The organism is Legionella wadsworthii DSM 21896 = ATCC 33877 (assembly GCF_000701265.1).
Lineage (GTDB): Bacteria > Pseudomonadota > Gammaproteobacteria > Legionellales > Legionellaceae > Legionella > Legionella wadsworthii.
The window spans coordinates 270,563-296,713 of sequence record NZ_JNIA01000023.1 but is presented as its reverse complement, the minus strand read 5'-3'; the positions used below and the strand labels follow the sequence as shown (position 1 = coordinate 296,713).

The following is a 26,151-nucleotide window of genomic DNA, read 5'->3' as shown; positions in this document are numbered from 1 at the left end:
GCTTGAGTTTCCCCAAGTTGTCCCCCACTTCAAGGCATATTCCTACGCGTTACTCACCCGTTCGCCACTCGCCATCAGTCTAGCAAGCTAGACCATGCTGCCGTTCGACTTGCATGTGTTAAGCATGCCGCCAGCGTTCAATCTGAGCCAGGATCAAACTCTTCAGTTCAATTCCTGTGCCAGTTTAAAACCAGCTTCTTACTTCTCTTTATATACTTCTTAAGCACTCAAAGTTCTTCAAAGTGCCCACACAGTTTGTCTTCTCTCTTCTTAATGAACCTGCCCCGAAGGCGTGCTGCGTATTCTACTGATTTCCCTCCCTGTGTCAAACACTTTTTTCATTTTTTTAAAAAAAATCGTAACACAGTGTTTATTGTAAATGCAGTTTGGCAATTCTACGTTTACCAACCTGTATGATATAAGATTGCCCTTTCGATAATTCAAGCCCTGGGTCCTCAGCTTTATCACCATTTATTTTTACTGCACCTTGTTTCACCATACGAATGGCCTCCGAAGTGCTTTGGGTTAGATTCATTTGTTTTAGTAATTGAGCTAGGGAAAGCGGCTCTTTCATATTAATGGTATGTTCTTCCAGGTTTTCAGGAATGATACCTTTCTGGAACCGTTCAATAAAATCTTTATGTGCCTGTTCTGCTTGTGCTTGATCATGGAAGCGGGCGACAATTTCCTTAGCGAAATCTATCTTTATATCTCTGGGATTCACTCCGTCATTCACAGATTTTTTTAAGGCCTGTATTTCTTGCCCTGTCTTGAAGCTAAGGAGATCAATATAACGCCACATTAATTCGTCTGAAATGGACATGATTTTACCGAACATATCTCCTGATGGTTCGCAAATACCAATATAATTGTCCAGAGACTTTGACATTTTCTTCACGCCGTCCAATCCCTCTATTAATGGAGTCATCATCACAACTTGAGGTTCAAGTCCATAATGTTTTTGTAATTCCCGTCCCATTAAAAGATTAAATTTCTGATCGGAGCCGCCAAGCTCAACATCCGCTTTAAGTGCTACTGAATCATAGCCCTGGAGTAAGGGATATAAAAATTCATGAATTGCAATAGGCTGACCATTGCTGTAACGCTTATTAAAATCATCGCGCTCGAGCATACGTGCCACAGTATGTGTCGCAGCCAATCGAATTAAATCAACCGCACTAAACTGGGCTAGCCATTGAGAATTAAATGCTACTCTTGTTTTGAGCGGATCTAAAATTTTAAAAACTTGTTCCTGGTATGTTTTTGCATTTTCAAGAACTGTTTCTTGGCTAAGCGGCAGGCGTGTGACATTTTTACCAGTTGGGTCACCAATCATTGCAGTGAAATCACCAATTAGAAAAATGACTTCGTGGCCATATTGTTGAAATTGTCTTAATTTATTAAGTAATACGGTATGTCCCAAATGCAAGTCGGGCGCAGTGGGATCAAAACCCGCTTTAATTTTTAAAGGTGTGCCTTTTTGTAATTTTTTTTCTAATTCATGCTGGGGAAGTACTTCTTCACAGCTTCTTACTAGTTCCGAACATACTGAATCTTCGACTATCATGACATCAAAACCTTTTTTAATGATTGACCTATCTTCTCACACCGAGTATCTTAGCCCGGTTGGCAATTTCCTGCCATACCTAAAAAGGTGATTTAAGATAATTTGTCATCAGAAAAATAAAAAGTGCAGACAATAGCATGATTCTAGATGGCGATGTATAGGCAAACGATGGATAAGAAACCTTATATATATATCGAAAAAAGAAAAACGAATAAAAATAATAAATCTAAGCCATCTAAGGTATTAATGGGTTTTGCATTGGTTATTGCATTTTTGCTGCCCTATTTTCTTGTTAAAAAATTCGCGCATCATCCAATTCCTGGCGCTACAACTCAATCCGTTGCCTTGCCTGATCTGGATGGAGATGAATCTGAAGAATACCAAGATGAAGCCTATCAAGAAGAAAACTATCCCGAAGATTCTTTTCAGAACAAAGAAGAACAAATTGCTGAAGAGTCCCAACCCCAACTTGCACAAGAATCAGCAGACATCATAGTCGAGAATGTGATGAATACGGTTAAGCCTGTAAAAAATATTGTGAAAGATAATGAGTGGCAAACCGTCAGGCCAAGATCGGGAGACTCCATGGCAACAATTTTTAAACGACTAGGACTAACTGCACAAAATTTACATCTCGTTATTCAAAAAAATCCTTATGCAAAAGCACTGACTTCCATAAAGCCAAGCCAGGAACTTAAGTTTTTAATTAATAAAAATAAATTGGAAAAATTAGTAATTCCGATGAATATGATACAAACCCTGACAGTTTATCGCGATGGGGCAATCTATAAAACTAAAGTAGATTCCAAAAAAGTAAAAACGCAAGATCGTTATATGACCGGTGAAGTAAAGGGGTCTTTATATGCTACAGCCCAGCGTTTGGGTGTATCCAGGAAATTAATTCAGCAAATGACCTCGATTTTGCGTAAAGAAATCGATTTTTCGCGTGTTCGTACCGGAGATCGGTTTTCGATCGCTTATGAGGCCCTTTATGTAGAAGACAAAATGGTAGGTATTGGTGATGTCGTTGCGGTAAGTTATACCAATCAAGGTAAAACCGCACAGGCAATTCGTCATATTAGTACCAATGGTACACGCGATTACTACACGCCTAAAGGGGAAAGCTTTAAAAAAGCCTTTTCTCGATATCCGATTAAATTTAGCCATATAAGTTCTACATTTACAAATTCTAGGTACCACCCCATATTGCATTATAAAAGAGCCCATAAAGGAATTGATTTAGCAGCTCCCATTGGAACTCCAATTCAATCAGTCGGAGATGGAGTTATCGCCAATATTGGCCGACATAATGGCTATGGAAATATGATTGAAATTAAACACGATAAAAAATACAGTACACTCTATGGGCACATGCTTCGTTTTGCTAAAGGTTTATCAAAAGGAACTAGAATAAAACGAGGCCAAGTTATTGGGTATGTTGGTCAAACCGGACTTGCTACAGGCCCTCATTGTCATTATGAATTGCATGTTCATAATCAGCCAAGAAATCCAACAACAACCTATTTACCTACTTCGTCCCCTGTTCCTGCAAGAGAGATGGCACAATTTAAAGCGAAGGTACGTAATGTCTTTGCTCGTCTGGAGTCTCTTGAGAAAACAAACTATGCAACCGAAGAAAAAAATAGGAATAGCAAAAAAAGCAAAGTTGGGTAGTCTGGCTTTATCAATTCTGTCAATTTGATAGAGTACTTTTCTCATTACATCCCGTACTTTCACCACGGGATGCAACCTTTATTTTACTCAATTTTTTGGATTCATGAGTGAAATCGCGTCATGCTCCACGGAAAACCAAACTCTTATTCTTTATGATCAAAAAGAACTAAAGCGTTAATTAAAGGAATAAATAGCGACATACAACAACGGAGGCAATAATTCCTGCGAGATCGGCAATTAATCCCGCTGGAATGGCATGTCGTGTACGACGAATTCCAATAGAACCAAAATAGACAGCAATGACATAAAAAGTAGTTTCGGTACTTCCCATCATCGTTGCTGAAATTTTAGCAATGAGGGAGTCACCACCATATTGATGAACCAATTCTGCCATCATTCCAGTTGAAGCACTTCCCGAAAAGGGTCTAATCAAAGCCAAAGGTAATACCTCAGGAGGCATGCCAATCTTGGCTAACAAGGGTGCAAGAAGCTGTGCCAATAAGTTAAAGAATCCTGATGCCCGAAGCATTCCTATTGCTACTATCATGGCAATTAAATAAGGGACAATATTTAATATGGTGGTAAAGCCTTGTTTTGCTCCCACTATAAATGCATCAAATACATTAATTTTTTTTATAGCTCCATATACAGGAATACCGACTATAAATAATAACAGCATCCAATTGGATAATTGACTTGCAAATCCACTCATAGGCTATCCTTCCTTCCAATACGAAACACGGATAATTTTGCTAATTGTTTAACAGAAATAATGGCAACCAATGTGGAGAAAATGGTAGCGATTAATGAACTCACAATCACCCCACTGGGATTGGTGCTGCCATTAGCAGCTAAATAAGCAATGGCTGTAGCTGGTATTAACTGGACACTTGATGTATTTATCGCTAGAAACATACACATGGAGTTGGTTGCGATTTTTGAATGCTCATTTAAAACTTGCAGTTCTTTCATAGCTTGAAGCCCAAAGGGAGTTGCTGCATTGGCAAGACCTAGCATGTTTGCAGCAAGATTCATGGTAATAGCGCCCATTGCCGGATGTTCTGTCGGGATGTCAGGAAAGAGTCTTTTTAAGATGGGTCTAAGTATTTTTCCTAATAAATTAACCAGTCCCGATTCATTTGCAATAGACATGATTCCTAGCCAGAGGGACATAATGCCCGCTAAACCAAGAGCAATGTCAAAACCAAGCTTTGCAGACTCGGTGACAGCGCGTGTCACCTCATCAATTCGTCCCTCAATGATGCCGACAATGACTGAGAGTAAAATCATTCCTAGCCAAATAAAATTGAGCATTCTTGCCTCCTTACTGTGGAACAGGATAAAATAGGTTTATTTTTTGGCTTTTGATAGAAGATCCTGATGAAGTACACACTGACTCCCTTAAAACATTTGGCTTTTTTAGCCTGTTGTCTCATTTCTTTCCAAAGTAATGCATTTGACTCAAATAGTACTGAAAAACAGGCTGATTACTCAATAGAAAAACTATATCACAGACTAAGTACCATGCCGAATTATTCCATGGCGAACAGGATTGATTGGATAAGTAGTCAGTTTTTAGGGGTACATTATGTCCTTGGTTCTTTAGGTGAGGGAGCAAAAGCAAGGTATGACCAATTTCCTAAATACCGTGTCGATGCTTTTGATTGTGATACCTATGTGAACACTGTTCTCTCTTTAGCTGTATCCAATTCTCTCAGCTCATTTCAACAATGCATCAAAAACATACGTTATAAAAATGGAGCTGTTTCTTACCTTAAACGGAACCATTTTCAAGGATTAGATTGGAATAAGAACAATCAACATAATGGAATACTCAAAGACATTACCAATACCATAAAAGATCAAAATAATAAGTCGGTCGCAAAAGTTGCTGATGCTGTGATTAATAAACCTAATTGGTATGCTTACAAAACCATTGAAACAATCCGGTTGGAAAATAAAGACAGTATCAATGTCGAAGAGCGATTGAATGAACTGAAACATAAAGGTTCGAAATTGGAAATTGTCTCTGAAAAGGTACCCTATCTTCCATTTTCTGCATTGTTTAATGAAAAAAATAAGCCAAATATGCATCTATTCTCACAAATCCCTAATGGCGCAATCATTGAAATTGTGAGGCCCAATTGGGATCTTAGCAAAAAAATTGGTACTGCTCTCAATATCTCACATCTTGGGTTTGCTATTAGAACCAAAGGCCAATTGTATTTTCGGCAAGCTTCTTCTGAATATGGGAAAGTAGTGGATGTTCCCTTGGTTCAATATCTTCAAAAAGCGCAAACTAGTCCAACTATTAAAGGCATCAACATTCAAATCGTTGTCCCTACAAAACCTTTATCGGGGTGTAAGATGACTGTTTCAATTAAAATTTAATTTCGTTACACTACAAAGCATGAAGTGAGTAGTGTAATAAATTATTTACCACTATCTTAGATTTATTCATTTATCCAGCCAGGAATTGATTCTATGAATTATGGATTAAGCCAAAAACCTTCATTATCTAGCAGTGAATGTCTTATTCTGGGACTATTTTCAGATGCTGAATTGCCGGATTTTGCTCAATCATTGGATAAGGAACACCATGGACTTATCAGCAGACTCAGTAAGAAAACCTCTGAAGCGGGTGATATACAGTGGCACCATGACCTGCAAGGAAGTTTAATTATCATTCAATGTGGGGAGCAATCCAAGTTTACCTCATCCCAACTCAAGAAAAGAATTAATGAAATCACTTCAGTATTAATCAGGCACCGCGTTCGTTCAGCAACCTTTTGCATGCCTCAATTAAAACAGTATTCACCCGATTGGCAATTAGAACAAATGGTTCTACATATAGATAACCAATGTTACCAGATGCTCGATTTCAAAAAGAAAAAAGCCAAACCTCATTTGCTGGAAAATGTACATTTTTACTTACCACATACTAATGAAGAGGGATTAAAATTGGGTAAGGCCATTGCAAAAGGGGTTGAATTGACTCGTAACCTCGCTAATATGCCTGCTAATATTTGTACCCCCACATATTTGGGCGAACAAGCCATGAAGCTCGCCCAAGAATATACCCAACACATGAGTTGTAAAGTTATGGGTCCTGATGAAATGCGCCAATTGGGAATGGAGACCCTCTTGGCTGTAGCTCAAGGTTCAGCCCAACCTCCTAGGCTTATTGACATACAATACAAAGGAGCAGGTGATACTCCTCCAATCATTTTAGTGGGGAAAGGGATTACATTTGACTCTGGTGGATTATCCATCAAACCCGCAAATGCAATGGATGAAATGAAATATGATATGTGCGGTGCTGCCAGTGTTTTAGGCACTCTAAAAGCATGTGCTTTATTAAAGTTACCAATAAATGTTACTGGGATAATCGCCAGCGCTGAAAATATGGTGAGCGGTACTTCGGTCAAATCAGGAGATATAGTTACCAGTATGTCAGGCCAAACGGTTGAAGTGATTAATACGGATGCCGAAGGTCGATTGGTACTGGCCGATGCATTAACTTATGCAGAACGTTATCAACCTAAATTCGTCATCGATATTGCAACCCTAACTGGCGGAATTATAGTTGCATTAGGGACTGTAGCGTCGGGTTATATGACCCAGGATGAAGAGTTAGCGGCAATGATTGAAAAAGCTGCTCAAGAAAGTAATGACCGAGTTTGGCGCATGCCTTTAGATGATGAATATCAAGATGCCATCGATAGTCCTTTAGCAGATATGATTAATGCTGGGTTCGATCGCACAGCAAGCAGCATTACGGCAGCATGCTTTTTGTCCCGTTTTACAGAAAAATATCGATGGGCTCATCTAGACATTGCAGGTACTGCTTGGATTTTCGGCAAAAATCGAAATGCGACAGGAAGACCTGTTCCTTTACTCACACAAATGATCCGTCATGCTGCCAGTTCGCGTTGATTTTTATTTATTATCATCCGACCAAAGTGATGCACGTTGGAATGTGGCTTGTCGTCTTTTGGAAAAAGCTTATGCTAAAGGACACAAAGTCTATGTTTTATGCAATGACAAGCAAGATGCGGAACATCTCGATGAGCTTTTATGGACATTTAAAGATGACAGTTTTATCCCGCACAACCTTCAAGGCGAGGGGCCTGAGCCTCCTCCCCCAATCCAAATTGGTTACGAAGGACAGCCCCGGGGATTTAATGATATTTTATTAAATCTTACGAGTTATATTCCAGAATTTTTTCCCAAGTTCAAACGCGTCATGCAAATAGTTCTTAATGTGGAATCAGATAAAGAATTAAGCCGCGCGCATTACAGAGACTACAGAATAAAAGGCTGCGAGTTACACACTCATCCAATTGAAGCAAAATAATTAAAAAAATAGACTTCCTGGAAATCTCTCTACTCTAGCAATAGATAAATAGAATATCTCATTCTATGTGTATGCAGCACAATCGTGTCCTAAGGTACATCAAATAATTAGTGTCCGAAATGATGCTGCGTCGACTCTATATGATGATAAAGCTTAATCCCAAAGGACATCTTTATTTTTTTTAATTGCAGATTGAAGTAATTGAATTAATGGTACAGCGCGTTTTTTCAAGCTGATATCTGAGTCATCATCCTCGTCATTCTCCGGCACTTTTTTCTCTTTTGAAAGTCCCATCTGCAATTTCTCTAAAGCATCCGGTAGATTTTCTGATTTTATAGCTCCGGGAATAGTGCCACTATGTCCCATCAGTGTGAGTAGACGCTTGGCAACATCTGCAAAATAAGTAATATCCTCGTAAGCATCAGTGTGAAAAGTAATTAACATCTATATCTCCTTCAATTAACCTTTTACTATTCTCCATAAATCCCTTGTAAATACGCTGCCACTGTACGTATTCCCATTGCCTCACCACCTTCAGGTTTCCCAGGTTTACTATTCAAATTCCAGCCCATAATATCGAAATGCATCCAGGGAATGGATGGTGTGACAAATCGTTGCAGGAACAATCCGGCAACAATTGCTCCGGCATACGGATAATCACTGGAATTGGCTAAATCAGCAACGTTGGAGCGGAGTAATTCTTCATAAGCAGAGAATAAAGGCAAGCGCCACACTGGATCAGATGTTCCATGGGAGGCTGCAGTAATTTGTGAAGCCAATTGATCATTATTAGTAAACAATGCAGCCACATCAGTACCTAAGGAAACACGTGCTGCTCCGGTAAGGGTAGCAAAATCAATAATTAAATCAGGTTTTTCTTCACATGCTTTCACTAAAGCATCGCCTAAAATCAGTCGGCCCTCCGCATCGGTGTTATGTATTTCCACCGTTAAGCCATTACGCATGGTAATAACATCTCCAGGCCTGAATGCATCAGGGCCTATCGAATTTTCTACCGCTGGAATTAGCATGCGCAGATGTACCGGCAAACGACGTGTCATAATCCATTGTGCAAGTCCTATGACATGAGCAGCTCCTCCCATATCTTTTTTCATAAGGCGCATTCCGGAAGCTGATTTTATATCCAATCCCCCGCTATCAAAACAGACTCCCTTTCCTACTAAAGTAATGGCAGGATTTTTTGGGTCTCCCCAAGTGAGCGACAGCAAACGAGGGGCTGCCTTGGAAGCACGTCCTACTGTGTAGATCGCTGGGAAATTATTTTTAAGTAATGCATCACCCACCCATTGTTCAAATTGTGCATTATGGGCATTGGCTAATTCCTCTACGACGTCAGCTAATTCTTTAGGGCCTAAATCATTGGTTGGTTTATTAATTAAATCCCTTACTAAGAATTGAGCTTGCGTTAACGCCAATAGATTAGGTAAATCATCAGAGTCCACAACTAAAAGACGAGGTTGTATTTCCTGTTTTTTATAGCGCTCAAACCGATACTGAGCCAAAGCCCAGTTCATTGCTGCTTCTTGTGAGTACTCACCCTCAACTTTATAGATATTGGGCGGAAGCATTATTGCTGCATGAGCTAATGCCTGGACCTGATTTCCATCACCTGTTCCGATATAAACCTTATCAATGAGCCCGTCTGCATTCTGAATGATGCAAGAATCACCTAGTTTGCCTTTAAATTGGTGCATGCTCAGCGAATTTTGCTCTAAAGAAGTGAATTTGCTGATATCTTCTTCCCATTGATTTTTCGAAATAAAATAAAGAGAAATCGCGTTATCACTTTTGGTTTCGTAAAATATCTTTGCTTGCATGGTTTATTCCTTCACTTGGCCACGAAAATGAGCAGGTCTGAGTCCTGTTATCCCCAGTACAATGAAATAGATAATTATCACAACCAAAACATGGAATGATAATAGGCTTAATCGGGAAACAGGAGAAAAGCTAAGCCAATAGCTTACTGTACCACTCATTAAAATTAAATAAACACTAATTGCTCCATTGGCAAAAAGTAATTGTATGCTGTACTTTAACCACCCTGGGGAGGGCTTAAAAACGCCTCGCCTGATGAGCAAAAATAATAAAGTACCGCAATTGACATAGCCCGCTATTGCAGACGCTAAAGTTAATCCTGCATGGGCAAAATGCCAAACAAATAGAGAACACAATATCGTATTAACAACCATGGAAATTGCACCCACTTTAACTGGGGTACTAATATCTTGTCGGGCATAAAAACCTGAAGCCAATACTTTGATCATCATAAAAGCAGGGACACCTGCTCCCAATGTGATTAAACTTTTTTGCGTCTGAATGACATCATAACTGGTAAATTTTCCGTAGGCAAAGCAGCTTGCGATTAAAGGCAAGGAGAAGAAACACAATCCTAAACCAGCAGGAATCCCTAAAAGCAGAATAGATCGAAGCCCCCAATCTAATGCGCTGGAATATTGACTGATACTTTGTTCTGCATGTCTACGAGATAAATGCGGAAGAATCACTGTTGCAATCGCCACACCAAAAACCCCTAAGGGGAAATCGGTAAGGCGGTCTGTATAATACAACCACGAAACACTTCCAACTTTTAAAAAAGAAGCAAAAATACTATCCACCATTAAATTAAGCTGGGCTATTGAAACGCCAAATAATGCCGGCACCATAAGCTTAAGTACTTTATTCACTCCGGCGTCATTTCTTACGATCTGAGGCTTTACAAGCAAATTACGTTGATGCAGGAAAGGAATTTGGAAAAGCAATTGTGCAATACCTGCTATAAGGACCCCCCAAGCCAAACCCACTACTGGACGGGGTAAATGGGGACATAAATAAATTGCTGCAACTATCATACTAATATTCAGCAATACCGGGGTAAACGCAGGAATGGCAAAATATCCGTAAGTATTTAATACCGCTCCGGCCATAGCCGTTAATGAAACCAACATTAAAAATGGGAAAGTAATGCGCAGCATTTCTGTAGCCAATAGAGCGCGGCTGCTGTCTTGGCTAAAACCTGGTGCAAATAAAAAAATAATGACCGGTGCAGCAAAAATTCCAATTAAAGTCACGATACTCAGTATGGAACCAAGGTACCCCGAAATACGAGCTATGAAAATGCGCACGTCACTTGCAGAACGTGTTTTTTGATATTCTGCAAGCACTGGAACAAAAGCCTGAGCAAAAGCTCCTTCAGCAAAAAGGCGACGCATAAAATTAGGAATACGAAAAGCAACAAAAAAAGCATCCATTCCAGCCTGGGCACCAAAAAAATTAGCAAGCACCATATCGCGTATAAAACCCACAATTCGCGATATAAAAGTCATCACTGAAACGAGTGATGTGGAACGTAGTAAGCTTTGTTTTTTTGGGATCATAATTTCTGAGTCGGTTGCTGACATTTTTTTTATGCACAAAAGTAAAATAGTTTATGATATACCTAAATACCGTATCTGTCCTAATTCTAAATGATACCCTTTAGCATCCATAGAGGTGCGTCGCATAAATTGGTATTAATTTGATCAGATACTTTTTGGTCATAAATAATACACAAAGCAACAGGTAGAAGCAAATTTATACTTTATAAACAAAGAAGTCTATTGACAAATTCTAACTCATTGTGCATGATCATCATCTTTTGTACCATCTGAATGAGTGGAGATTTTTAAGTGGCAAATATTAAATCAGCGATCAAACGTGCTCGCCAAAACGTAAAATTACGTCAACATAACGCCAGTGCACGTTCAATGTTCCGCACTTACATCAAAAATGTAATTAAAGCTGTTGAATCAGGTGATAAAGAAGCCGCTCATGCTGCCTACACCAAAGCACAACCTGTCATTGATAAAGCTGCTGTAAAAGGCTTAATTCACAAGAATAAAGCTTCTCGTATTAAAAGTCGCCTTGTAGCCCGTCTCAAATCAATGAGCGCCTAATTCTTCAAAAGATTTGAACTGGCGAATCGCCAGTTCAAATGTGATTGATTATCTCTTAAAATAAATTTTTGTTTTCGTTGAAAATCAACAGAAAAATTCATCGTCAGAGCTCTCTTGCCTGGTATGAATATAAAACTTATGTCGTAGGATGCATTAAATTTAATTCTTCGGATTCCAAATAGCTCCGACCTATTATTTCACATAATATTTTCTTATCTTCTGAGGATAAATAAGAAGCGAGCGCTTCAAGCGCATTATAGTCTTTTGCATCTTCAACCGTAGAAGTTTCCGAAGGATAATCATTAAAAATTTCCCATCTATCTACAATAGCCATGTATACAGAATTTAAAAGCATTTTAGCTTCATAAATTTTGAATTGTAGCTTCGCTCCCTCTTCACTTCTGGGGAGAGCAAACAATGAGAGAGCAAACCCTTGCCATCCGGAAATTTTTACTTCACTTTTAGGCTCAATCGTTGAAAATTTCCTATAACAGTTCATGATACGATCAGCTAAATCATTTTTATATTGATTCAAATTATCTTTGGCGCTTTGATACATTTCATCCAGGGAAGCATTTCTTATGGCCCATTCCAAACGTTGAAGTTGACTGACAATCTTCTTCACTTCATGTTGATAATCTGCATCGATATGGCAAAGATTGTAGGAGCTTTGCGATAAGGGATCAAAGGCTTGAGGGGGGACACTCCAATATAACTTAACATCTTTATCTTTCCAATTTCGAAAAAAAACCTGTTTTCCTGAGGTTTTGGTGTGCGGACGTAATGTTCCTTCGCTATGCAACAAAATAGGCTCTAATCCCGGAATAAATCGAGGTAAAGAAGAATTTTTGAAGGGGGCTAATTGTTTTTCAGTGAGAATGCCTTCTAAAAGAGAAACCGCCCTAGTTTTACATGTATTTGATTTTTCGACGCTGGGAAAGGGCAACCAAAACTCGAACCCAAAGAATGCCACTCTCTGATAACCTAAAGACAGTTGAAAATCAAAAGGTTTTAGCCTAGAGGGACGCCCCTCAATTTTTGCTTTAATTTGTTCTATTTCGTAAATTTGTCGTGAATAAGCTTCTTCTCTATAAATTCGGCCTTCCCTTTGAGGGTCCACTTTAAAATTTTGGCCATCGCCGATAATTTCCCTTATCGCAGCTTCCTGTTCCTCTACAGCTTGAACGCATCTTCTTCGTAATTCATCGAATTGTTGTTGCATTAGTTCAAAAGTATAGCCATGTAATCCATGTCCTAAATCCATAAAGCGAAGTTCTTCGTGGGTTAACATGCCGTGATTGCCTTGGAGATCAACATCTAAATGATACTCTCTTTTGAATTGTTCAAAGCGACCACTTTTATCTCCAGTACTGGTTACCCCGTAGAACCCCCAGGTATCAACAACTTCAAGCATGTTTTTGTTTTTATCCAGTTTGGATAAAAAAAAAGAACCATGCCAAAATGGATTCCCGCCTACAGTATGATCAAATACACAAAAAGTAACTGAATATTCCATTTCATCGCCCCTTTTATTTGGATTTGAGACTTCCTTGTGAAACGAGATAAATCAAAGGTTATTTTGGGTAAAATTTATAAAATATGCAAGAATTTGTCCCAAGGAAAATAACATTATTTGTATCTATCAGAACTGGGAGATAGGAAAAGCACGATAATTTATAATGATACCGGGTGGGGGTTAGGCACCTCCACCCGGTTTGAAAGAAGAATTATCCGTAAATGCTGAGTCTTTGTACCTGATTCAATTGATCAAAAGCTTTTTTGGCAGGTATAAAGTTAGGATACTGTGTGACTAAATGCTGCAAAATCATCCGTGATAGAATTTCATCACCTTGATTCCATTCATTTAATGCTTGTAAATACATAAAATCCGCTTCCTGTCCATCTATAACGGGAGCTCTATTCATGAAGATAGGCTCAATAAAACTAACTCGCGCTTGAGTTTGAGCTTCCATTCTTTGTAAAACTTTACGTGCTTGTACGCTGCCATTTTCGCTGGCTTGCTGCAGCAATTGTTTCCCTTTAGCAAGAGAACGCTCCCCTGCAGTACCTTCCAGATAGTAAGTTCCTAATTGATATTGGGCATAGGCATTTTGTCGTGCAGCCAACTTCTCATACAGGTTTGCGGCCAATTTTGGATTTTTTTCAACCCCTAACCCATAATGATACATTCTTGCTAAAGCCAACATTGCTTTCTCATTGCCTTTTTCTGCAGATTGTTCGTAGTATTTAATCGCATTGGAAAAATCTATCTTGGTAGTGATACCTGTTTCAGACAGTAATCCCAATTGATAAAGTGCATTAGCATCCCCAAGTTCGGCTGCTTTTTTATACCAGGATAAGGCTTGCTGCGTATCTCGAGGATAACCCCATCCATTGAAATAAATTGCGCCCAATTGATTCATTGCTTCATGGACCTTGTGGGTTGCCGCATCAACAAATAAGTCCCTGGCTTTCTGATAATTGACAGGTACTCCTTTACCGTATAAATGCATCAGAGCCAAATTATATAATCCTAGAGCATCTCCTTTCGCAGCAGCTTGTTCATAAGCTTTTAAGGCATCAACATAATTGTCATTCACTGTCTCAGCTATAAAACCTAAAGCAACTGAAGCCTCAGGTAAAACAGCTGCAGCTTTCTGATACCACTGCTTCGCTAAAGTATAATCCGGTTCGCCATTCTCGCCCAACTGGTAAAATCGACCCAATAGAAATTGCGCCAAGGGATTCCCTTGATCCGCAGAAGCGGTATACCAGCGTTGGGCATCAGCGAGATTGGGTTCAGCACCTAAACCTTTTTCAAGCATGAAAGCTAATTTTAATTGAGCATGCTGATCTCCTTTTTCAGCCAAACCAGTATATATTTGCTTGGCTTCTTGCATTTTTTCGAGGCTAGAACCTTCGGATAAATAATAATCGGCTAATACAATTCCAGCATGGCTGTTCCCTAACTTATAAGAACGGATTAAATTAGGTAAAAAATCTTGTCCTTGCTCTTTTTGTAATACAGCCATATTAAAGTCCGCATAAGAGAATTTATCCTCGACGGATTGTTGTAATTTTTCCATCGATTTAGTTTTATCTTGAGCTACCCCTTTTCCTTGAGCCATATAAGTTCCCAAGATAAAATCACTGACTGCATTTTGGCCTGATTGTTGATACCAAGCAATGGCTTGACCCGGATCGGCTTTGATACCGATGCCTCGATCATAAAGTAACCCAAGCAATAAGGCTGCATTTTCATTACCGCTTGCTGCCTGCTCTCGAGCAATTTGAAAAGCCTTGTGCTGTTTTTGCTGGTCCTCACTCATGGCATTATAAAATGCTAGAGGCAATAAGGCCTGGGAGACTCCTCGATCCACTGCGCCTTGATATAACTGGCGAATCATATTGATTTTATGTTCCCGAATATTCACACTTAAATTACTGTCATTTTGTCGTGCTAAATTATCTGCTAATTCATATTCTGCAGGACCATAATTGTTGGCTGCAGCGAGATACAACATAGACGTTGCCTGATCTGGGTTGGGTTGTATGTAGACTGTGCCGTCGGGACCAGTTATTCCTTGTGACAGAATACGGGCCAATACGTATTGAGATTTTTTATTTCCTTTAAATGCAGCATCAGTTAAATCACTTAACGCAAGCTGGTAATCTTTTTTATCTTTTGCATGCTGCAAATATAAAATACCTAAATTGTATTCCGCGCCCAAGTGTTGTTGTTGCGCCGCATTTTGATAAAAAATAATGGCTGAAGAATCACTTTGTGCCACCCCAATTCCATACTGAAACATTTGTCCTATTTGAAATTGAGATCGGGCATCACCCAGAATGGCCCTAAAATATAAATGATTGAATACAGACATATAATTCAGTTGTGCCTGCCAATCTTTCGTCCATAAATCCATAATGTTTGCTTGCGAATAATCATCATAATCATAATAATTGGCGTCAATATAAGGCACCGGTAGATTGATCCGCGAATAGATTGGTGTATTTGTCCTTTCTAAAACAGAAATCTGGTGATCCAAGGGATAATGAGGATAAGTCCATTGATTTGCTTGAAATCCAGGTGTTTTGTTCAAAATTGCATCATAATAACTGGTTATCGGCACATCATTGGGCTTAACCAATTCAAATTGGGGCTGAAAAATGGTATGACGCATTATCTTCTTCAGTTGAGGAGATTGATTATAAGCAAAATCCCCCAATACGGTGGGATTATGCCAGGCACTCAAAATTCCTTTCATTTGAAAATCAGTTTGCTCTAATTTATCTGTCGTGCCATTACTTAACCAAAGTGCTGCCTGAGCCAAAGCAGCTTCCTGATTTTTTGCGCTTTCATCTTGATTTGCTTGATTGAGCCATTGCTTTGCTATCTCTGGATCCGCTTCGACACCTATTCCTTTTTGGTACATTTCAGCAAGTTCGCGTTTGGCTTGTGGCATTCCATTTTGAGCTGCTTTCAAAGTCCAAATATATGCTGCTTTGGGATCATAAATGGGACTCTTCTGCTGTAAATAAATCTGAGCTAAATCTAAATAGGCTTCATTACTTTGATGATTACCTGCTTGTTTAAACCATTCCAAGGCTTGGTCTTTTTGATCATGCGCCAAAGCCCATTCGCCTAAAGCCACCATTGCCGGCGCATATCCTTGGGCTGCAGCCTGATTCAATAATTCCTCCCCTTTTTTTTCATCTTTATCGACCAGTTTTCCTTCAAGGTAAAGCTTTCCTAGTTTTGTTTTTGCCTGGATATTGCCATTGATAACTGCCTTGTTTAACCAAATCAATCCAAGTTTTTTATTGGATGAATTGCGGCTATCAATAAAGTTCTTCGCTAAGGTATATTGTGCAAGGGCGTTTCCATTTTTAGCTGCATTAATATAATACCGGGTTGCTGCATCTGCATTTTTTTTGACGCCAACTCCATACATATAAGCAGCTGCTGTAAACATTTGGGCCTCTACATCACCAGCATCTGCCGCTTTTTTAAACCAAACAAAAGCTTGTTGTGGATCCTTATCATGTAATAAAGTGTATTTAGCTAATATTTGGATAGCAGGGAGATATCCTTTTTCTGCAGATCGGGTAAAGTAACGAATCGCTAATAGGGTATTTTTAAATTGACCATATCCATAAAGATAAATTCGTCCTAAGTAGTAATCAGCGACAGCATTTTTTCCTGACTGGTTCATCAATGGCTCAATCGCGCTATTGTAATTCCCCATTCGATAAGCGCTAAAATTATCAGCAAACGCATTCTGACCTGCTGACGCCACAAACAAACATACCCAAGGTACTAGCGATTTCATGACATTCTCCCTCTTAGTATGGCAAATAACCTGAATTGATTATCGTTATTTCAGATTTATACCCCAGGTATTATGCCGTAATGCACTACCTCATTCACGGCTCCATTTCGTGTAGTGCCATCTACTATCCAAAAATTGCCTTTATTATTCAAACCAAATCTAACATTAACATATTCACATACTTTTATCGTGTCAGCGCAGTCAATGATTTTTCCATAAGAAGTTTTACCATCGCCTAAAGTACAAATAAATTTAACCAAGGGTTCACCGGTTGCTAACGCAGCCCATTGACGACCACCTATTGTATGATTGTATCGGGTAGTATATTCACTGTCTTCATCTCGCATTTGGTACAAGCTGACCGTTTGTGACGTTTTATTAAAGAAAAAATATAATGACTGCAGGGCACCCTCTTTTCCAGGGAAAAGAGTCAGCACCTTTAAACTTTCCTTATATCCCACTGCCCTGCATCCTATAGGAAACCTGGCTTCCTCCTTTTCGGCTTTAGCCTGTGCTTCAATTGGATCTAGTTTTTTGGGCTTGGCGGCTTCCAGGTGAGTAAACAGTAACCCTAAGAAAAACATCATTGGAATCAAAGTGACTATTTTTAATGTTTTCATCATCTTTCTCACTCACTGTCATTTATTGGACGTACAATAATTGTCGTACCCATAAAATTATTGCGCTCACTTGATAATTCAACGAAGTTTAGATTTAACCATTTGGCATCTTGTGTAAACATGCGGACACATCCATGGCTTGCTCTTACTCCTGGGATATCCTCGGATCCATGCAATGCGAAGCCCTTATGGAAAAACATGCAAAAAGGCATCTTAGCCCCACCTTTGCCGATAGGAAACACATCGGAGACGCATTTTTCATTTTCCTTACTGAAAACCCGGTAAATTCCGGTCAAAGTTCGGCAAGAGCGATTTGCATCAGGACACCGATCTCTTCCGGAAGAAATAGGACCCCATTTCACCAAATTGCCATTCACATCATATGCTCCGAAAGCTAATTTGTCTTGATCAACAATGATTTGCTTTTGATGTTCTGGGATTCTTAATGGGAATGGAGATACATCGAACACATTAAGATAAGCAAGATTTTTTGGTACCGCGATGATTTTACCCGCCCACAACGGATTATAAGTTCGATTGACTCTTTGTACGATATCCCGTTGGTTTTCATCAGGAAATAAAGAGTCCCAAGTTTGTCCCGATTCCACCTTGATACAATCATATTGTGGGTAGCCACATAATCCCGTGCCATAAAAATTATTCGCAATACCCACGGAAGCCATCAGCATCATCAATGCAGCAGAAAGTAGTCTATACATATGCCCCCCTCTCACCTTACTTTTTTATTATTACATGCAAGATTTGTGCTTAAATATCAATTCTTATTAATTATTATTCGAGCATATCTAAAATAAGTTTAGTACGAATATTTGAAATTTTGCTAGCGTTATCAATAATATTCTTTTATTTCTAATAGAAATCCCTGGTGAGATGAACTGAACCCTATGATTAGGGCATAAATAAAAATGACGAGGGTTTGTTTTTCCAAAACTTTTTTCGATTTAAGAATGCTACTTATTAGTATTCTTATACGAGTAGACTATCCCGATGAAAAAATTGGAATATACGTTTGGCTAATTCTTCACTGATGCCAGATACCTTGGCAATTTCTTCTACAGGTGCTTTGGACAGCTCGCGAATTCCGCCAAAACGATGTAATAATGCTTGCCTACGTTTTGCCCCAACTCCTTCTATATCCTCAAGAGTTGAATCTAATCTCTTTTTCTGCCTTTTTTTCCGGTGCGCCGTAATGGCGAAACGGTGTGCTTCATTTCGAATATGCTGTAATAGATGCAATGCCTTAGAATCTTCAGGTAAAGTCACCTCTTGCGTTTCATGTACTAAAATTAATTTTTCCCATCCAGCTTTGCGAGAAGGTCCTTTAGCCACACCAAGTAATGTGACGGTTGAAACCCCTAATGATGCCAAAACTTTCTGAGCCACGCCAACCTGGCCTTTGCCTCCATCGATAATTAATACATCCGGTAAGGATTGAATTTCTACCAGGCGTTTAAAACGCCGGGTAATTGCCTGTTCCATTGCTGCATAATCATCTCCTGGAGTAATCCCTTCGATATTAAAACGTCTATATTCTGATGAACAAGGACCTTCATGATCAAATACCACGCAGGATGCAATGGTTGCTTCACCTTGAGTATGGCTGATATCAAAACATTCCATTCGCTCAATTGGTTTATTTAATTGTAACCACTGCTCTAATTCCTGAAAACGAGATCTCATTGTAGAATGCTTTGTGACATATTCAGCTACGGAGACACGTAAATTATTTAGTGCAAAATCCATCCAACGCGACTTGATCCCTCGAGGATTTACTTGGATTTTACATGCCTTACCTCTTTGCTGGGATAGGACTTCTTGTAATGATTGGTGATCCAATAATGTATGATTGGTAATAATTAAAGCCGGAATTTTTTCTGGAGTATCCAAATAATGAAAGCCGATAAACGCTTCAAAGGTTTGTTGCCATAAGTCTTCCATACTAAGCTCAGCATCCGGTCCTTTTTGTGGTACAGAAGGAAAATAGCTACGGCTTGCCAATACTTGTCCCTCTCGAATTGTCACGCATTGAACACAAGCAAATCCTGGACTTACTTCAATAGCAATGGCATCTGCATCCCCACGTAATTGTAATATACCTTGTTGTTCTTGAACCAATCGTAAACTTTTGATTTGATCGCGCAAAATTGCTGCTTCTTCAAAATTTAAATCGCGTACCGCTTTTTCAATGCGCTTGGCCAGTTCATCAAGGATTAACTGTGATTTGCCTTGTAAAAACCGCATGGCGTCATACAAAGAAAGCTTGTAATTTTCAGGGGTTATGTAGTTGACGCAAGGTGCTGTACATCGTTTGATTTGATATTGGAGGCAAGGTCTTGAGCGCGCATTAAAATAACTGTCACGGCAGTTTCTTATTTTAAATACTTTTTGTATGGTCACTATCGTTTCTTTTACAGCGGCCATACTGGGATATGGACCAAAAAAATCTCCGGAAAGAGGTTTTTTCTTAGAACGATAGCTCTCTATCCGCGGGAATTCTGCATGGTTAGATAGATGAATGTAAGGGTAAGATTTATCATCACGTAATAAAACATTATATTTAGGTTTTAAAGTTTTAATCAAATTGCTTTCCAACAACAAGGCTTCTGTTTCACTACGTGTGACAGATATTTCTATAGAAGCGATTTGATTCACCAAAGAACGGGTTTTAATTCCAGTATTTTGTTTGTTAAAGTAACTTGTTACCCGTTTTTTTAAATTGGAGGCTTTACCTACGTACAAAAGATGACCTGCTACATCCAACATACGATATACACCAGGATCATTTGGTAATTGACTAAGAAACAAAGCTAATTCGGTTGAGATATTCATGTATTAATCATAGCAATAATTCTGAATGTAAAAAAAAATCTTAGCTGGCAACGAAAACCAGGAAATGAAAATTTTTAACTTTTTATTCCATTGCGCTGCATGAAAAATTTTTTCACTCTAGGATTTTTGATCTTCAGATGCCAGGTCGATGGGGTTTTCAATAATTCCATGTTTTAGAGCCAGGTAGGTAAGCTCTACATCATTTTTGATGCCTAATTTTTCAAACGTTCGATACCGATAACCATTAATTGTTTTCGTGCTAAGAAAAAGCCGGTCACTAATTTCTTGAACGTTCATGCCACTTGTAATCATCAGCATCACTTGCATTTCCCGTTCAGACAAAACATCAAAAGGTGAACCTTGTACTTCCTCCAGGCTATTGATCGCCACTTTCTGAGCGATCTCGGCACTTAGATATTTTTCCCCTTTGGCCACTTTTCTTATGGCGGCAGCCATTTCCTCAGCACCGGATTCTTTCGTTAAATAACCCATTGCACCTAATTGCAAGACGCGAGTAGGCAGCACATCGGAACACATTGCGGTTACAGCAATAACCTTAACATGCGGATTAGATTTTTTTAGACGACGTGTTACTTCCCAGCCATCAATTCCAGGCATTTTCATATCTAAAAGGACCACGTCAGGGGAATGTTTTTTTACCAATGCTAAAGCTTGTTCACCGCTTTCTGCATCAGCAACTACCTCTACGTCCGACATATCTTCGAGTAATCGTCGAATACCCATTCGAACCAATGCATGGTCATCAACAATTAGTACTTTAATCAAATAATGCTCCTTGACTTCAAACAGCCAATGAACAAACTAGGTTGCCCGATGTTAACAAGACTAGTTGATCATTACAATACAAATACTTTTCCTACATATTTTAAATTTTAGACGGACTTTGCTTTCCCAGCATCAACTTATTCAAAAAAGTAAAGACTAGCAGGCACGAATATGAATATTCGGATTATTGGGATCCACTTTAAATAATGGAGGGAATTCGCCAAGCTCCCGAGTTCGAGCTAATAATTTACCTATATCGGATAAAACAAAATCGTATAAAACCTGATAATTATGAATTACAAAATAAACCGGCTGCAACATATCAATACGGTAGGGCATTCGGAATGCCACGATGGGATCAAAAATAACACGAAGTGGAATATCACTTTCCACGCTATATACCGTTTCACTTATCGAAGACAATATCCCCCCACCATATGCACGCAAGCCTTTATCGCCTTGAATTAAACCAAATTCAACGGTATACCAGAACATCCGTTGTAATAAAGGCCAGTCTGATTCAGGGAAAGTTAATACTTTCCGGGCATAATCATAGACAAATTCCGCATATATTTTGTCCGTCAACATGGGACAATGACCAAAAACTTCATGAAAAAGATCAGGCTCTTTCACATAGTTTAGTTCTTCTTCATTGCGAATAAATGTGGCTACAGGGAAATGTTTTGTTGCCAGCAATTCAAAAAATTCCCGAGCTGAGATTAGGGCAGCAACAGCAGACACTTGCCATCCCGTCTTTGCTTTTAATCTTTGGTTTAAATCCGGAATTTGTGGTATCACTTTAGAATTTATTCCTAAAGTTTTTAATCCCGAGATGAATTCATCGCAAGCTCGTCCTGGAATCAATTTTATTTGTCTTTCAAATAAAATATTCCAAATTTTATTTTCTTCTGCAGAATAATCAACAAACCCTTGAGCGTCTGGGATATGCGCTACATAACGGCTTGCAAATTCCATAAATTCTCCTCACATACCTTAATATAAAACTTTGATGGGCAAGAGACTTAAATATCATTAAAAAGACCACCTTTTTTAGTTATTAGGCAATTTGAGAATAAATGTCAATAACTATTACAGATTTTTCAAATTATGCTATAAAATCAATTTACAAAGACGTGGGGAAAATGAAAAATGACGATAGCCATTTTAGCTACAGGGGACGAAATAGTTCATGGTGACACGCTCAACACGAATGGCCGTGATATTGCCCATACTTTGAGTTCTGAAGGATTATCATTAGGCTTGCACGTTGCTTGTAGCGATAAAGAAGTGGATATCATCAACTGTCTAAGCTTTCTGACTCAAGGCCATAATATCATTATCATCATTGGTGGGCTAGGGCCAACGACTGATGACCTGACGCGTTTTGCCTTATCAAAATTTACTGGCGAGGCATTGATCAAACACACTGTCGCGCTAGAACACATTAAAAATAGATTAAAAAATGCCAATTTATCCCTGAGTCAAGGTAATTTGCAGCAATGTCTATTTCCAGAAAAAGCAAAGCTCTTACCCAACCCCTCAGGTAGTGCTTTAGGATGTTATTATTTTTGGAATAATATATCCTTTTTCCTATTACCTGGACCACCTCGTGAATGTTTGCCAATGTTTCATCATGATGTTCTCCCTGTGTTACAACAAACTGCCCACAGTCAAAAACAAATACTTAAATGGAAAATTTTTGGATTGGCCGAAAGCGAAATAGCTGAAAAATTAGAAAATGCACTGCAAAACATCGATTGCCAAACAGGCTATCGCTGGGAATCACCTTATATCGAATTTAAAGTACGTTGTAAGCCCAACCTTGCTGCTCAAATACAAACAATTGTAGATCCTCTTTTAAAACCTCATATTATTAGTACTGTTGAAAAAAAAGCTTCCGAATACTTACGTGAATTGATTTCTCATTTTAATGAACCCGTTACCATTATTGATGAAGCAACTGGTGGATTACTCCAATCGATGCTCACGAAACCCAATATCTATCATTTGCTGCAATTTACCGAGATGCACCAAAATCCATTGAGATTTCATATAAAGGGCTTAGAGGAATATTGGCAACAACAAACCGCAAAAGGAACAGCTCATTTAATTATTGAATATAAATATCATGATCAGAAAGGCAATGAAACCCATAGCATACCCTATCGCAGTGCTTCAGTTCTGGAGCATGCTGTAGAATGGCTATGCTTCAGACTCTCTCATCTCATCAATCAGTTGCATCAGTGAATAGCATAATTGTTGTGTCCCTTCCCCACTGATTGCTGAAATAGTAAATACTTTATCTTTCCAGTTTAAACCGTCTATTATGGTTTTTATTTTCTCGTTCCGGATGATCTCATCAGGTATCATATCTATTTTGTTCAACACCAACCATCGCGGTTTTTGCAAGAGTTCGGGATTGTACTCTGCTAATTCGTGAATAATGGCTTTGGCGGATGCAACGGGATCACTTTCATCCAACGGGGCAATATCGATCACATGAAGTAAGATACAGGTACGGGAAAGGTGTTTTAAAAAACGATGCCCAAGCCCAGCTCCGGTAGAAGCTCCTTCAATAAGGCCGGGAATATCAGCCATCACAAAACTCTTGTGTGATGAAATGCTCACCACACCCAAGCTCGGATGCAGGGTGGTAAAGGGATAATCGGCTACTTTAGCCTTCGAACTAGAAACTGCCCGAATTAATGTTGATTTTCCAGCATTGGGTAATCCCAATAAACCCACATCGGCTAGAACACGTAATTCTAAGCGTAAATGTCGTGACTCTCCCGGGCTGCCTGGAGAAGTTTGCCTTGGAGAACGGTTGACGCTGCTTTTGTAGCGAGTATTGCCTAAACCATGAAACCCACCCTGGGCTATTAATACAGGAACGCCAGGCTCTTTGATATCACCTAGCAATTCCCCAGTATCTACATCATAAATCAAGGTTCCAACTGGTACTTTTATCGTTAAATCGTCCCCTTTTTTTCCAGTACAATTTCCACCCATGCCTGATTGACCATTGCCAGCTTTATAATGACGCTTATATCGAAAATCAACCAGAGTATTTAAATCGGTACTGGCTTCAAAATATACACTGCCCCCATCACCCCCATCACCGCCATCAGGTCCACCCTTCGGTATAAATTTTTCGCGTCTGAAGCTTAGGCAACCATTTCCACCATGGCCTGCTTCTACTTTAATTATTGCCTCATCAACGAATTTCATAACCGACCTCAAATTTAAAAAGCTACCCCTATCATTCGGGAATAGCCAGATTGAGCACAGTTGAAAGAATTTTGCAAAGCCCAGGATAAAAATTGGGATGCATTGGCATCATTCTCTCAAGATGCACTAAATGTACTGATTCAGGAGTGCTAAAAGTACAAAAAAAAACCCCGTTCCCGGGGTTAATATAACATTGCATAGGCGTAACCATGCAGCCTCTAACAATTTTTTAAAGTAAGAGACATACATCAGTCAAATCAAATACATCATTGCAGCATATGCTACAATCTTCAATTTAGTTTGCAGCTTCTTCTTTTTGTTCTGCAACTATAGTGACGTACTTACGGTTTTTATCACCCTTGACAACAAATTGTACCAAGCCTTCTACCAAGGCAAATAAGGTATGATCACGTCCACATCCTACACCAGGTCCTGGATGAAAACGTGTACCACGTTGTCTAACAATTATTTCACCCGCATTAACAAATTGTCCGCCATATCGCTTCACGCCAAGATACTTGGGATTCGAGTCGCGGCCGTTACGAGTACTACCACCTGCTTTCTTATGAGCCATTGCTATCCTCTCTTACTTGCTTATCGCAGTAATTTTAACTTGCGAATAATATTGTCTGTGCCCCATTTGTTTCATGTGGTGCTTACGACGACGAAATTTAATGATTTTAACTTTTTTGTGACGACCGTGATCAAGCACCTCAGCTTTCACAATTGCCTTGTCAACTAATGGAGATCCACAAGTAACTTTATCGCCATCAGCCAACATTAATACTTCTTTAAATTGTATTTCATTGCCAACATCTTCAGGCAGTAATTCAATTTTTAACACATCACCTTCCTTTACGGTGTATTGCTTACCGCCAGTTTTGATTACCGCATACATAATTTTTCTCCAATTCGCCTGATTGGCTGTCACAAATTCAATAAAGTCGCATATTCTATGAAATTATGAGTATGACTTCAAGTTCATTTTAAAATATTGTATACTTCGCCACCCCTTTCTGGATTTTTATGTCAAATTATCCAATGTTTGATCTGGTCGCGGATTAAATTTTGAGGGACTTTATAAATTTTTGGAGTATACAATGTCAAATATTCTTTTAGAAGCACAAGCAAGAACGGATATGGGGAAAGGTGCGAGCCGCCGCCTACGTCGTCTTGAAAATAAAGTACCTGCTGTAATCTATGGCGGGGACAAAAAGCCAATGTCAATACATTTCCAACACAATAAAGTAATTAAAGCGTTGGAAACTGAGAGTATTTATTCCAGTGTTTTTGATATTACCGTGGATGGTAAAGTAGAACATGTGATTTTAAAGGCATTGCAACGTCATCCTTACAAGCCTCTAGTCATGCATATGGATTTACAACGCGTTTCCAAAACTGACGTTCTGGTTAAATTGGTACCTATACACTTTATCAATGAAGATAAAGCACCTGGTATTAAGGCTGGCGGTATCATCAACCATACAATGACTCAAGTGGAAGTACGCTGCCAAGCAAAAGATTTACCTGAGTTTATTGCAGTAGATATGTCCGAAGTAAAAATGGATGATATCGTTCACTTATCTCACTTAAAATTACCTAAAGGCGTACAATTGACTGTTGATGTTACAGATGGAAGTCATGACGCTCCAGTGGTAAGCATCCACATGTCAAGAGTGAGTGCAGCAGAAGAGGAATCAGAAACAACGACAGTTCCGGCCTCTGATGTACCAACTGTTAGCGCTGAGAAAGATGAAGAATAATCCTTTAATTTGAAAAATAA

At 39.1% G+C, this 26,151-nt stretch carries 23 protein-coding genes and 1 rRNA gene; 7 read left to right on the top strand and 17 right to left on the bottom strand.

The annotated features are described in order from the left end of the window. A 16S ribosomal RNA gene (locus tag BU07_RS0103670) occupies positions 1–169 on the bottom strand; the annotation flags it as partial. A 201-nt stretch (positions 170–370) separates the two neighbouring features. Beyond that, positions 371–1,567: a tyrosine--tRNA ligase gene (gene tyrS, locus BU07_RS0103665; RefSeq protein ID WP_031563756.1), complete on the bottom strand. Its 1,197-nt coding sequence runs from the start codon at positions 1,565–1,567 to the stop codon at positions 371–373. Positions 1,568–1,735: 168 nt separating this feature from the next. Here tyrS and BU07_RS0103660 point away from each other — a divergent pair, with 168 nt between their 5' ends. Beyond that, the gene (locus tag BU07_RS0103660) at positions 1,736–3,241 is read left to right on the top strand and encodes a peptidoglycan DD-metalloendopeptidase family protein (RefSeq protein ID WP_031563755.1); all 1,506 of its coding nucleotides are present in this window, start codon (positions 1,736–1,738) and stop codon (positions 3,239–3,241) included. A 178-nt stretch (positions 3,242–3,419) separates the two neighbouring features. On the opposite strand, the gene BU07_RS0103655 is transcribed toward BU07_RS0103660, so the two are convergent. Continuing rightward, complete coding sequence (locus BU07_RS0103655) at positions 3,420–3,953, bottom strand: spore maturation protein (RefSeq protein ID WP_031563754.1); 534 nt, start codon at positions 3,951–3,953, stop codon at positions 3,420–3,422. After that, a complete protein-coding gene (locus BU07_RS0103650) occupies positions 3,950–4,555 on the bottom strand; it encodes a nucleoside recognition domain-containing protein (RefSeq protein ID WP_031563753.1) in 606 nt (201 codons plus the stop codon). Before BU07_RS0103650 ends, BU07_RS0103655 begins: the two co-directional genes overlap by 4 nt. Positions 4,556–4,621: 66 nt before the next feature. On the opposite strand from BU07_RS0103650, the gene BU07_RS0103645 reads away from it, so the two are divergent. From BU07_RS0103645 to BU07_RS0103635, 3 genes are all read left to right on the top strand, one after another. Next, positions 4,622–5,632, top strand: coding sequence for an N-acetylmuramoyl-L-alanine amidase-like domain-containing protein (locus BU07_RS0103645; RefSeq protein ID WP_031563752.1), 1,011 nt, complete (start codon positions 4,622–4,624; stop codon positions 5,630–5,632). Positions 5,633–5,725: 93 nt separating this feature from the next. Beyond that, complete coding sequence (locus BU07_RS0103640) at positions 5,726–7,177, top strand: leucyl aminopeptidase (RefSeq protein ID WP_031563751.1); 1,452 nt, start codon at positions 5,726–5,728, stop codon at positions 7,175–7,177. Further along, positions 7,158–7,598, top strand: a complete 441-nt coding sequence (locus tag BU07_RS0103635; RefSeq protein ID WP_031563750.1) for a DNA polymerase III subunit chi — start codon at positions 7,158–7,160, stop codon at positions 7,596–7,598. Before BU07_RS0103640 ends, BU07_RS0103635 begins: the two co-directional genes overlap by 20 nt. Before the next feature lie 153 nt (positions 7,599–7,751). On the opposite strand, the gene BU07_RS0103630 is transcribed toward BU07_RS0103635, so the two are convergent. From BU07_RS0103630 to murJ, 3 genes are read right to left on the bottom strand one after another with little or no spacing between them, the layout of a single operon-like run. Beyond that, positions 7,752–8,042: a DUF1840 domain-containing protein gene (locus BU07_RS0103630; RefSeq protein WP_031563749.1), complete on the bottom strand. Its 291-nt coding sequence runs from the start codon at positions 8,040–8,042 to the stop codon at positions 7,752–7,754. 26 nt (positions 8,043–8,068) lie between these two features. Continuing rightward, positions 8,069–9,436, bottom strand: a complete 1,368-nt coding sequence (locus tag BU07_RS0103625) for a M17 family metallopeptidase (RefSeq protein ID WP_031563748.1) — start codon at positions 9,434–9,436, stop codon at positions 8,069–8,071. A 3-nt stretch (positions 9,437–9,439) separates the two neighbouring features. Then, positions 9,440–11,017, bottom strand: coding sequence for a murein biosynthesis integral membrane protein MurJ (murJ, locus tag BU07_RS0103620; protein WP_031563747.1), 1,578 nt, complete (start codon positions 11,015–11,017; stop codon positions 9,440–9,442). 267 nt (positions 11,018–11,284) lie between these two features. On the opposite strand from murJ, the gene rpsT reads away from it, so the two are divergent. Further along, complete coding sequence (gene rpsT, locus BU07_RS0103615) at positions 11,285–11,551, top strand: 30S ribosomal protein S20 (RefSeq protein ID WP_031563746.1); 267 nt, start codon at positions 11,285–11,287, stop codon at positions 11,549–11,551. 136 nt (positions 11,552–11,687) lie between these two features. Here the strand turns inward: rpsT and BU07_RS0103605 are convergent, their stop codons facing one another. The 7 genes from BU07_RS0103605 to phhA all read right to left on the bottom strand — a co-directional run bounded on the left by BU07_RS0103605 (position 11,688) and on the right by phhA (position 22,115). Beyond that, positions 11,688–13,067, bottom strand: coding sequence for a hypothetical protein (locus BU07_RS0103605; protein WP_031563745.1), 1,380 nt, complete (start codon positions 13,065–13,067; stop codon positions 11,688–11,690). 211 nt (positions 13,068–13,278) lie between these two features. After that, positions 13,279–16,884, bottom strand: a complete 3,606-nt coding sequence (locus BU07_RS0103600) for an SEL1-like repeat protein (RefSeq protein ID WP_031563744.1) — start codon at positions 16,882–16,884, stop codon at positions 13,279–13,281. 56 nt (positions 16,885–16,940) lie between these two features. Continuing rightward, positions 16,941–17,504, bottom strand: coding sequence for an endopeptidase IV (locus BU07_RS0103595; protein WP_084157789.1), 564 nt, complete (start codon positions 17,502–17,504; stop codon positions 16,941–16,943). Between the two features lie 8 nt (positions 17,505–17,512). Continuing rightward, the gene (locus BU07_RS0103590; protein ID WP_031563742.1) at positions 17,513–18,223 is read right to left on the bottom strand and encodes a L,D-transpeptidase; all 711 of its coding nucleotides are present in this window, start codon (positions 18,221–18,223) and stop codon (positions 17,513–17,515) included. Between the two features lie 268 nt (positions 18,224–18,491). Further along, complete coding sequence (uvrC, locus tag BU07_RS0103585; protein WP_031563741.1) at positions 18,492–20,354, bottom strand: excinuclease ABC subunit UvrC; 1,863 nt, start codon at positions 20,352–20,354, stop codon at positions 18,492–18,494. A gap of 117 nt (positions 20,355–20,471) precedes the next feature. After that, positions 20,472–21,140: a two-component system response regulator LetA gene (gene letA, locus BU07_RS0103580; protein ID WP_031563740.1), complete on the bottom strand. Its 669-nt coding sequence runs from the start codon at positions 21,138–21,140 to the stop codon at positions 20,472–20,474. A 156-nt stretch (positions 21,141–21,296) separates the two neighbouring features. Beyond that, positions 21,297–22,115: a phenylalanine 4-monooxygenase gene (phhA, locus tag BU07_RS0103575; RefSeq protein ID WP_031563739.1), complete on the bottom strand. Its 819-nt coding sequence runs from the start codon at positions 22,113–22,115 to the stop codon at positions 21,297–21,299. 174 nt (positions 22,116–22,289) lie between these two features. Between phhA and BU07_RS0103570 the strand changes: the two genes are divergently transcribed. Beyond that, positions 22,290–23,387, top strand: a complete 1,098-nt coding sequence (locus BU07_RS0103570) for a competence/damage-inducible protein A (protein WP_031563738.1) — start codon at positions 22,290–22,292, stop codon at positions 23,385–23,387. On the opposite strand, the gene cgtA is transcribed toward BU07_RS0103570, so the two are convergent. The 3 genes from cgtA to rplU all read right to left on the bottom strand — a co-directional run bounded on the left by cgtA (position 23,343) and on the right by rplU (position 25,266). After that, on the bottom strand, positions 23,343–24,368 hold the full coding sequence (cgtA, locus tag BU07_RS0103565; protein ID WP_031563737.1) for an Obg family GTPase CgtA: 1,026 nt from the start codon (positions 24,366–24,368) through the stop codon (positions 23,343–23,345). The genes BU07_RS0103570 and cgtA overlap by 45 nt on opposite strands. A 295-nt stretch (positions 24,369–24,663) precedes the next feature. Next, positions 24,664–24,942, bottom strand: a complete 279-nt coding sequence (gene rpmA / locus BU07_RS0103555; RefSeq protein ID WP_031563735.1) for a 50S ribosomal protein L27 — start codon at positions 24,940–24,942, stop codon at positions 24,664–24,666. A 12-nt stretch (positions 24,943–24,954) separates the two neighbouring features. Then, positions 24,955–25,266: a 50S ribosomal protein L21 gene (rplU, locus tag BU07_RS0103550; RefSeq protein ID WP_031563734.1), complete on the bottom strand. Its 312-nt coding sequence runs from the start codon at positions 25,264–25,266 to the stop codon at positions 24,955–24,957. A gap of 202 nt (positions 25,267–25,468) precedes the next feature. Between rplU and BU07_RS0103545 the strand changes: the two genes are divergently transcribed. Beyond that, positions 25,469–26,131 carry a 50S ribosomal protein L25/general stress protein Ctc gene (locus BU07_RS0103545; RefSeq protein ID WP_031563733.1) on the top strand — a complete coding sequence of 221 codons (663 nt, stop codon included), beginning with the start codon at positions 25,469–25,471 and terminating at the stop codon, positions 26,129–26,131. The last annotated feature ends 20 nt before the right edge of the window (positions 26,132–26,151 follow it).

What these genes read in the sequence shown, in the direction of transcription:
- tyrS (WP_031563756.1), bottom strand. Translation starts at nt 1,567, where the DNA reads ATGATAGTCGAAGATTCAGTATGTTCGGAACTAGTAAGAAGCTGTGAA.
- BU07_RS0103660 (WP_031563755.1), top strand. Translation starts at nt 1,736, where the DNA reads ATGGATAAGAAACCTTATATATATATCGAAAAAAGAAAAACGAATAAA.
- BU07_RS0103655 (WP_031563754.1), bottom strand. Translation starts at nt 3,953, where the DNA reads ATGAGTGGATTTGCAAGTCAATTATCCAATTGGATGCTGTTATTATTT.
- BU07_RS0103650 (WP_031563753.1), bottom strand. Translation starts at nt 4,555, where the DNA reads ATGCTCAATTTTATTTGGCTAGGAATGATTTTACTCTCAGTCATTGTC.
- BU07_RS0103645 (WP_031563752.1), top strand. Translation starts at nt 4,622, where the DNA reads ATGAAGTACACACTGACTCCCTTAAAACATTTGGCTTTTTTAGCCTGT.
- BU07_RS0103640 (WP_031563751.1), top strand. Translation starts at nt 5,726, where the DNA reads ATGAATTATGGATTAAGCCAAAAACCTTCATTATCTAGCAGTGAATGT.
- BU07_RS0103635 (WP_031563750.1), top strand. Translation starts at nt 7,158, where the DNA reads ATGCTGCCAGTTCGCGTTGATTTTTATTTATTATCATCCGACCAAAGT.
- BU07_RS0103630 (WP_031563749.1), bottom strand. Translation starts at nt 8,042, where the DNA reads ATGTTAATTACTTTTCACACTGATGCTTACGAGGATATTACTTATTTT.
- BU07_RS0103625 (WP_031563748.1), bottom strand. Translation starts at nt 9,436, where the DNA reads ATGCAAGCAAAGATATTTTACGAAACCAAAAGTGATAACGCGATTTCT.
- murJ (WP_031563747.1), bottom strand. Translation starts at nt 11,017, where the DNA reads ATGTCAGCAACCGACTCAGAAATTATGATCCCAAAAAAACAAAGCTTA.
- BU07_RS0103605 (WP_031563745.1), bottom strand. Translation starts at nt 13,067, where the DNA reads ATGGAATATTCAGTTACTTTTTGTGTATTTGATCATACTGTAGGCGGG.
- BU07_RS0103600 (WP_031563744.1), bottom strand. Translation starts at nt 16,884, where the DNA reads ATGAAATCGCTAGTACCTTGGGTATGTTTGTTTGTGGCGTCAGCAGGT.
- BU07_RS0103595 (WP_084157789.1), bottom strand. Translation starts at nt 17,504, where the DNA reads ATGAAAACATTAAAAATAGTCACTTTGATTCCAATGATGTTTTTCTTA.
- BU07_RS0103590 (WP_031563742.1), bottom strand. Translation starts at nt 18,223, where the DNA reads ATGTATAGACTACTTTCTGCTGCATTGATGATGCTGATGGCTTCCGTG.
- uvrC (WP_031563741.1), bottom strand. Translation starts at nt 20,354, where the DNA reads ATGAATATCTCAACCGAATTAGCTTTGTTTCTTAGTCAATTACCAAAT.
- phhA (WP_031563739.1), bottom strand. Translation starts at nt 22,115, where the DNA reads ATGGAATTTGCAAGCCGTTATGTAGCGCATATCCCAGACGCTCAAGGG.
- BU07_RS0103570 (WP_031563738.1), top strand. Translation starts at nt 22,290, where the DNA reads ATGACGATAGCCATTTTAGCTACAGGGGACGAAATAGTTCATGGTGAC.
- cgtA (WP_031563737.1), bottom strand. Translation starts at nt 24,368, where the DNA reads ATGAAATTCGTTGATGAGGCAATAATTAAAGTAGAAGCAGGCCATGGT.
- rpmA (WP_031563735.1), bottom strand. Translation starts at nt 24,942, where the DNA reads ATGGCTCATAAGAAAGCAGGTGGTAGTACTCGTAACGGCCGCGACTCG.
- rplU (WP_031563734.1), bottom strand. Translation starts at nt 25,266, where the DNA reads ATGTATGCGGTAATCAAAACTGGCGGTAAGCAATACACCGTAAAGGAA.
- BU07_RS0103545 (WP_031563733.1), top strand. Translation starts at nt 25,469, where the DNA reads ATGTCAAATATTCTTTTAGAAGCACAAGCAAGAACGGATATGGGGAAA.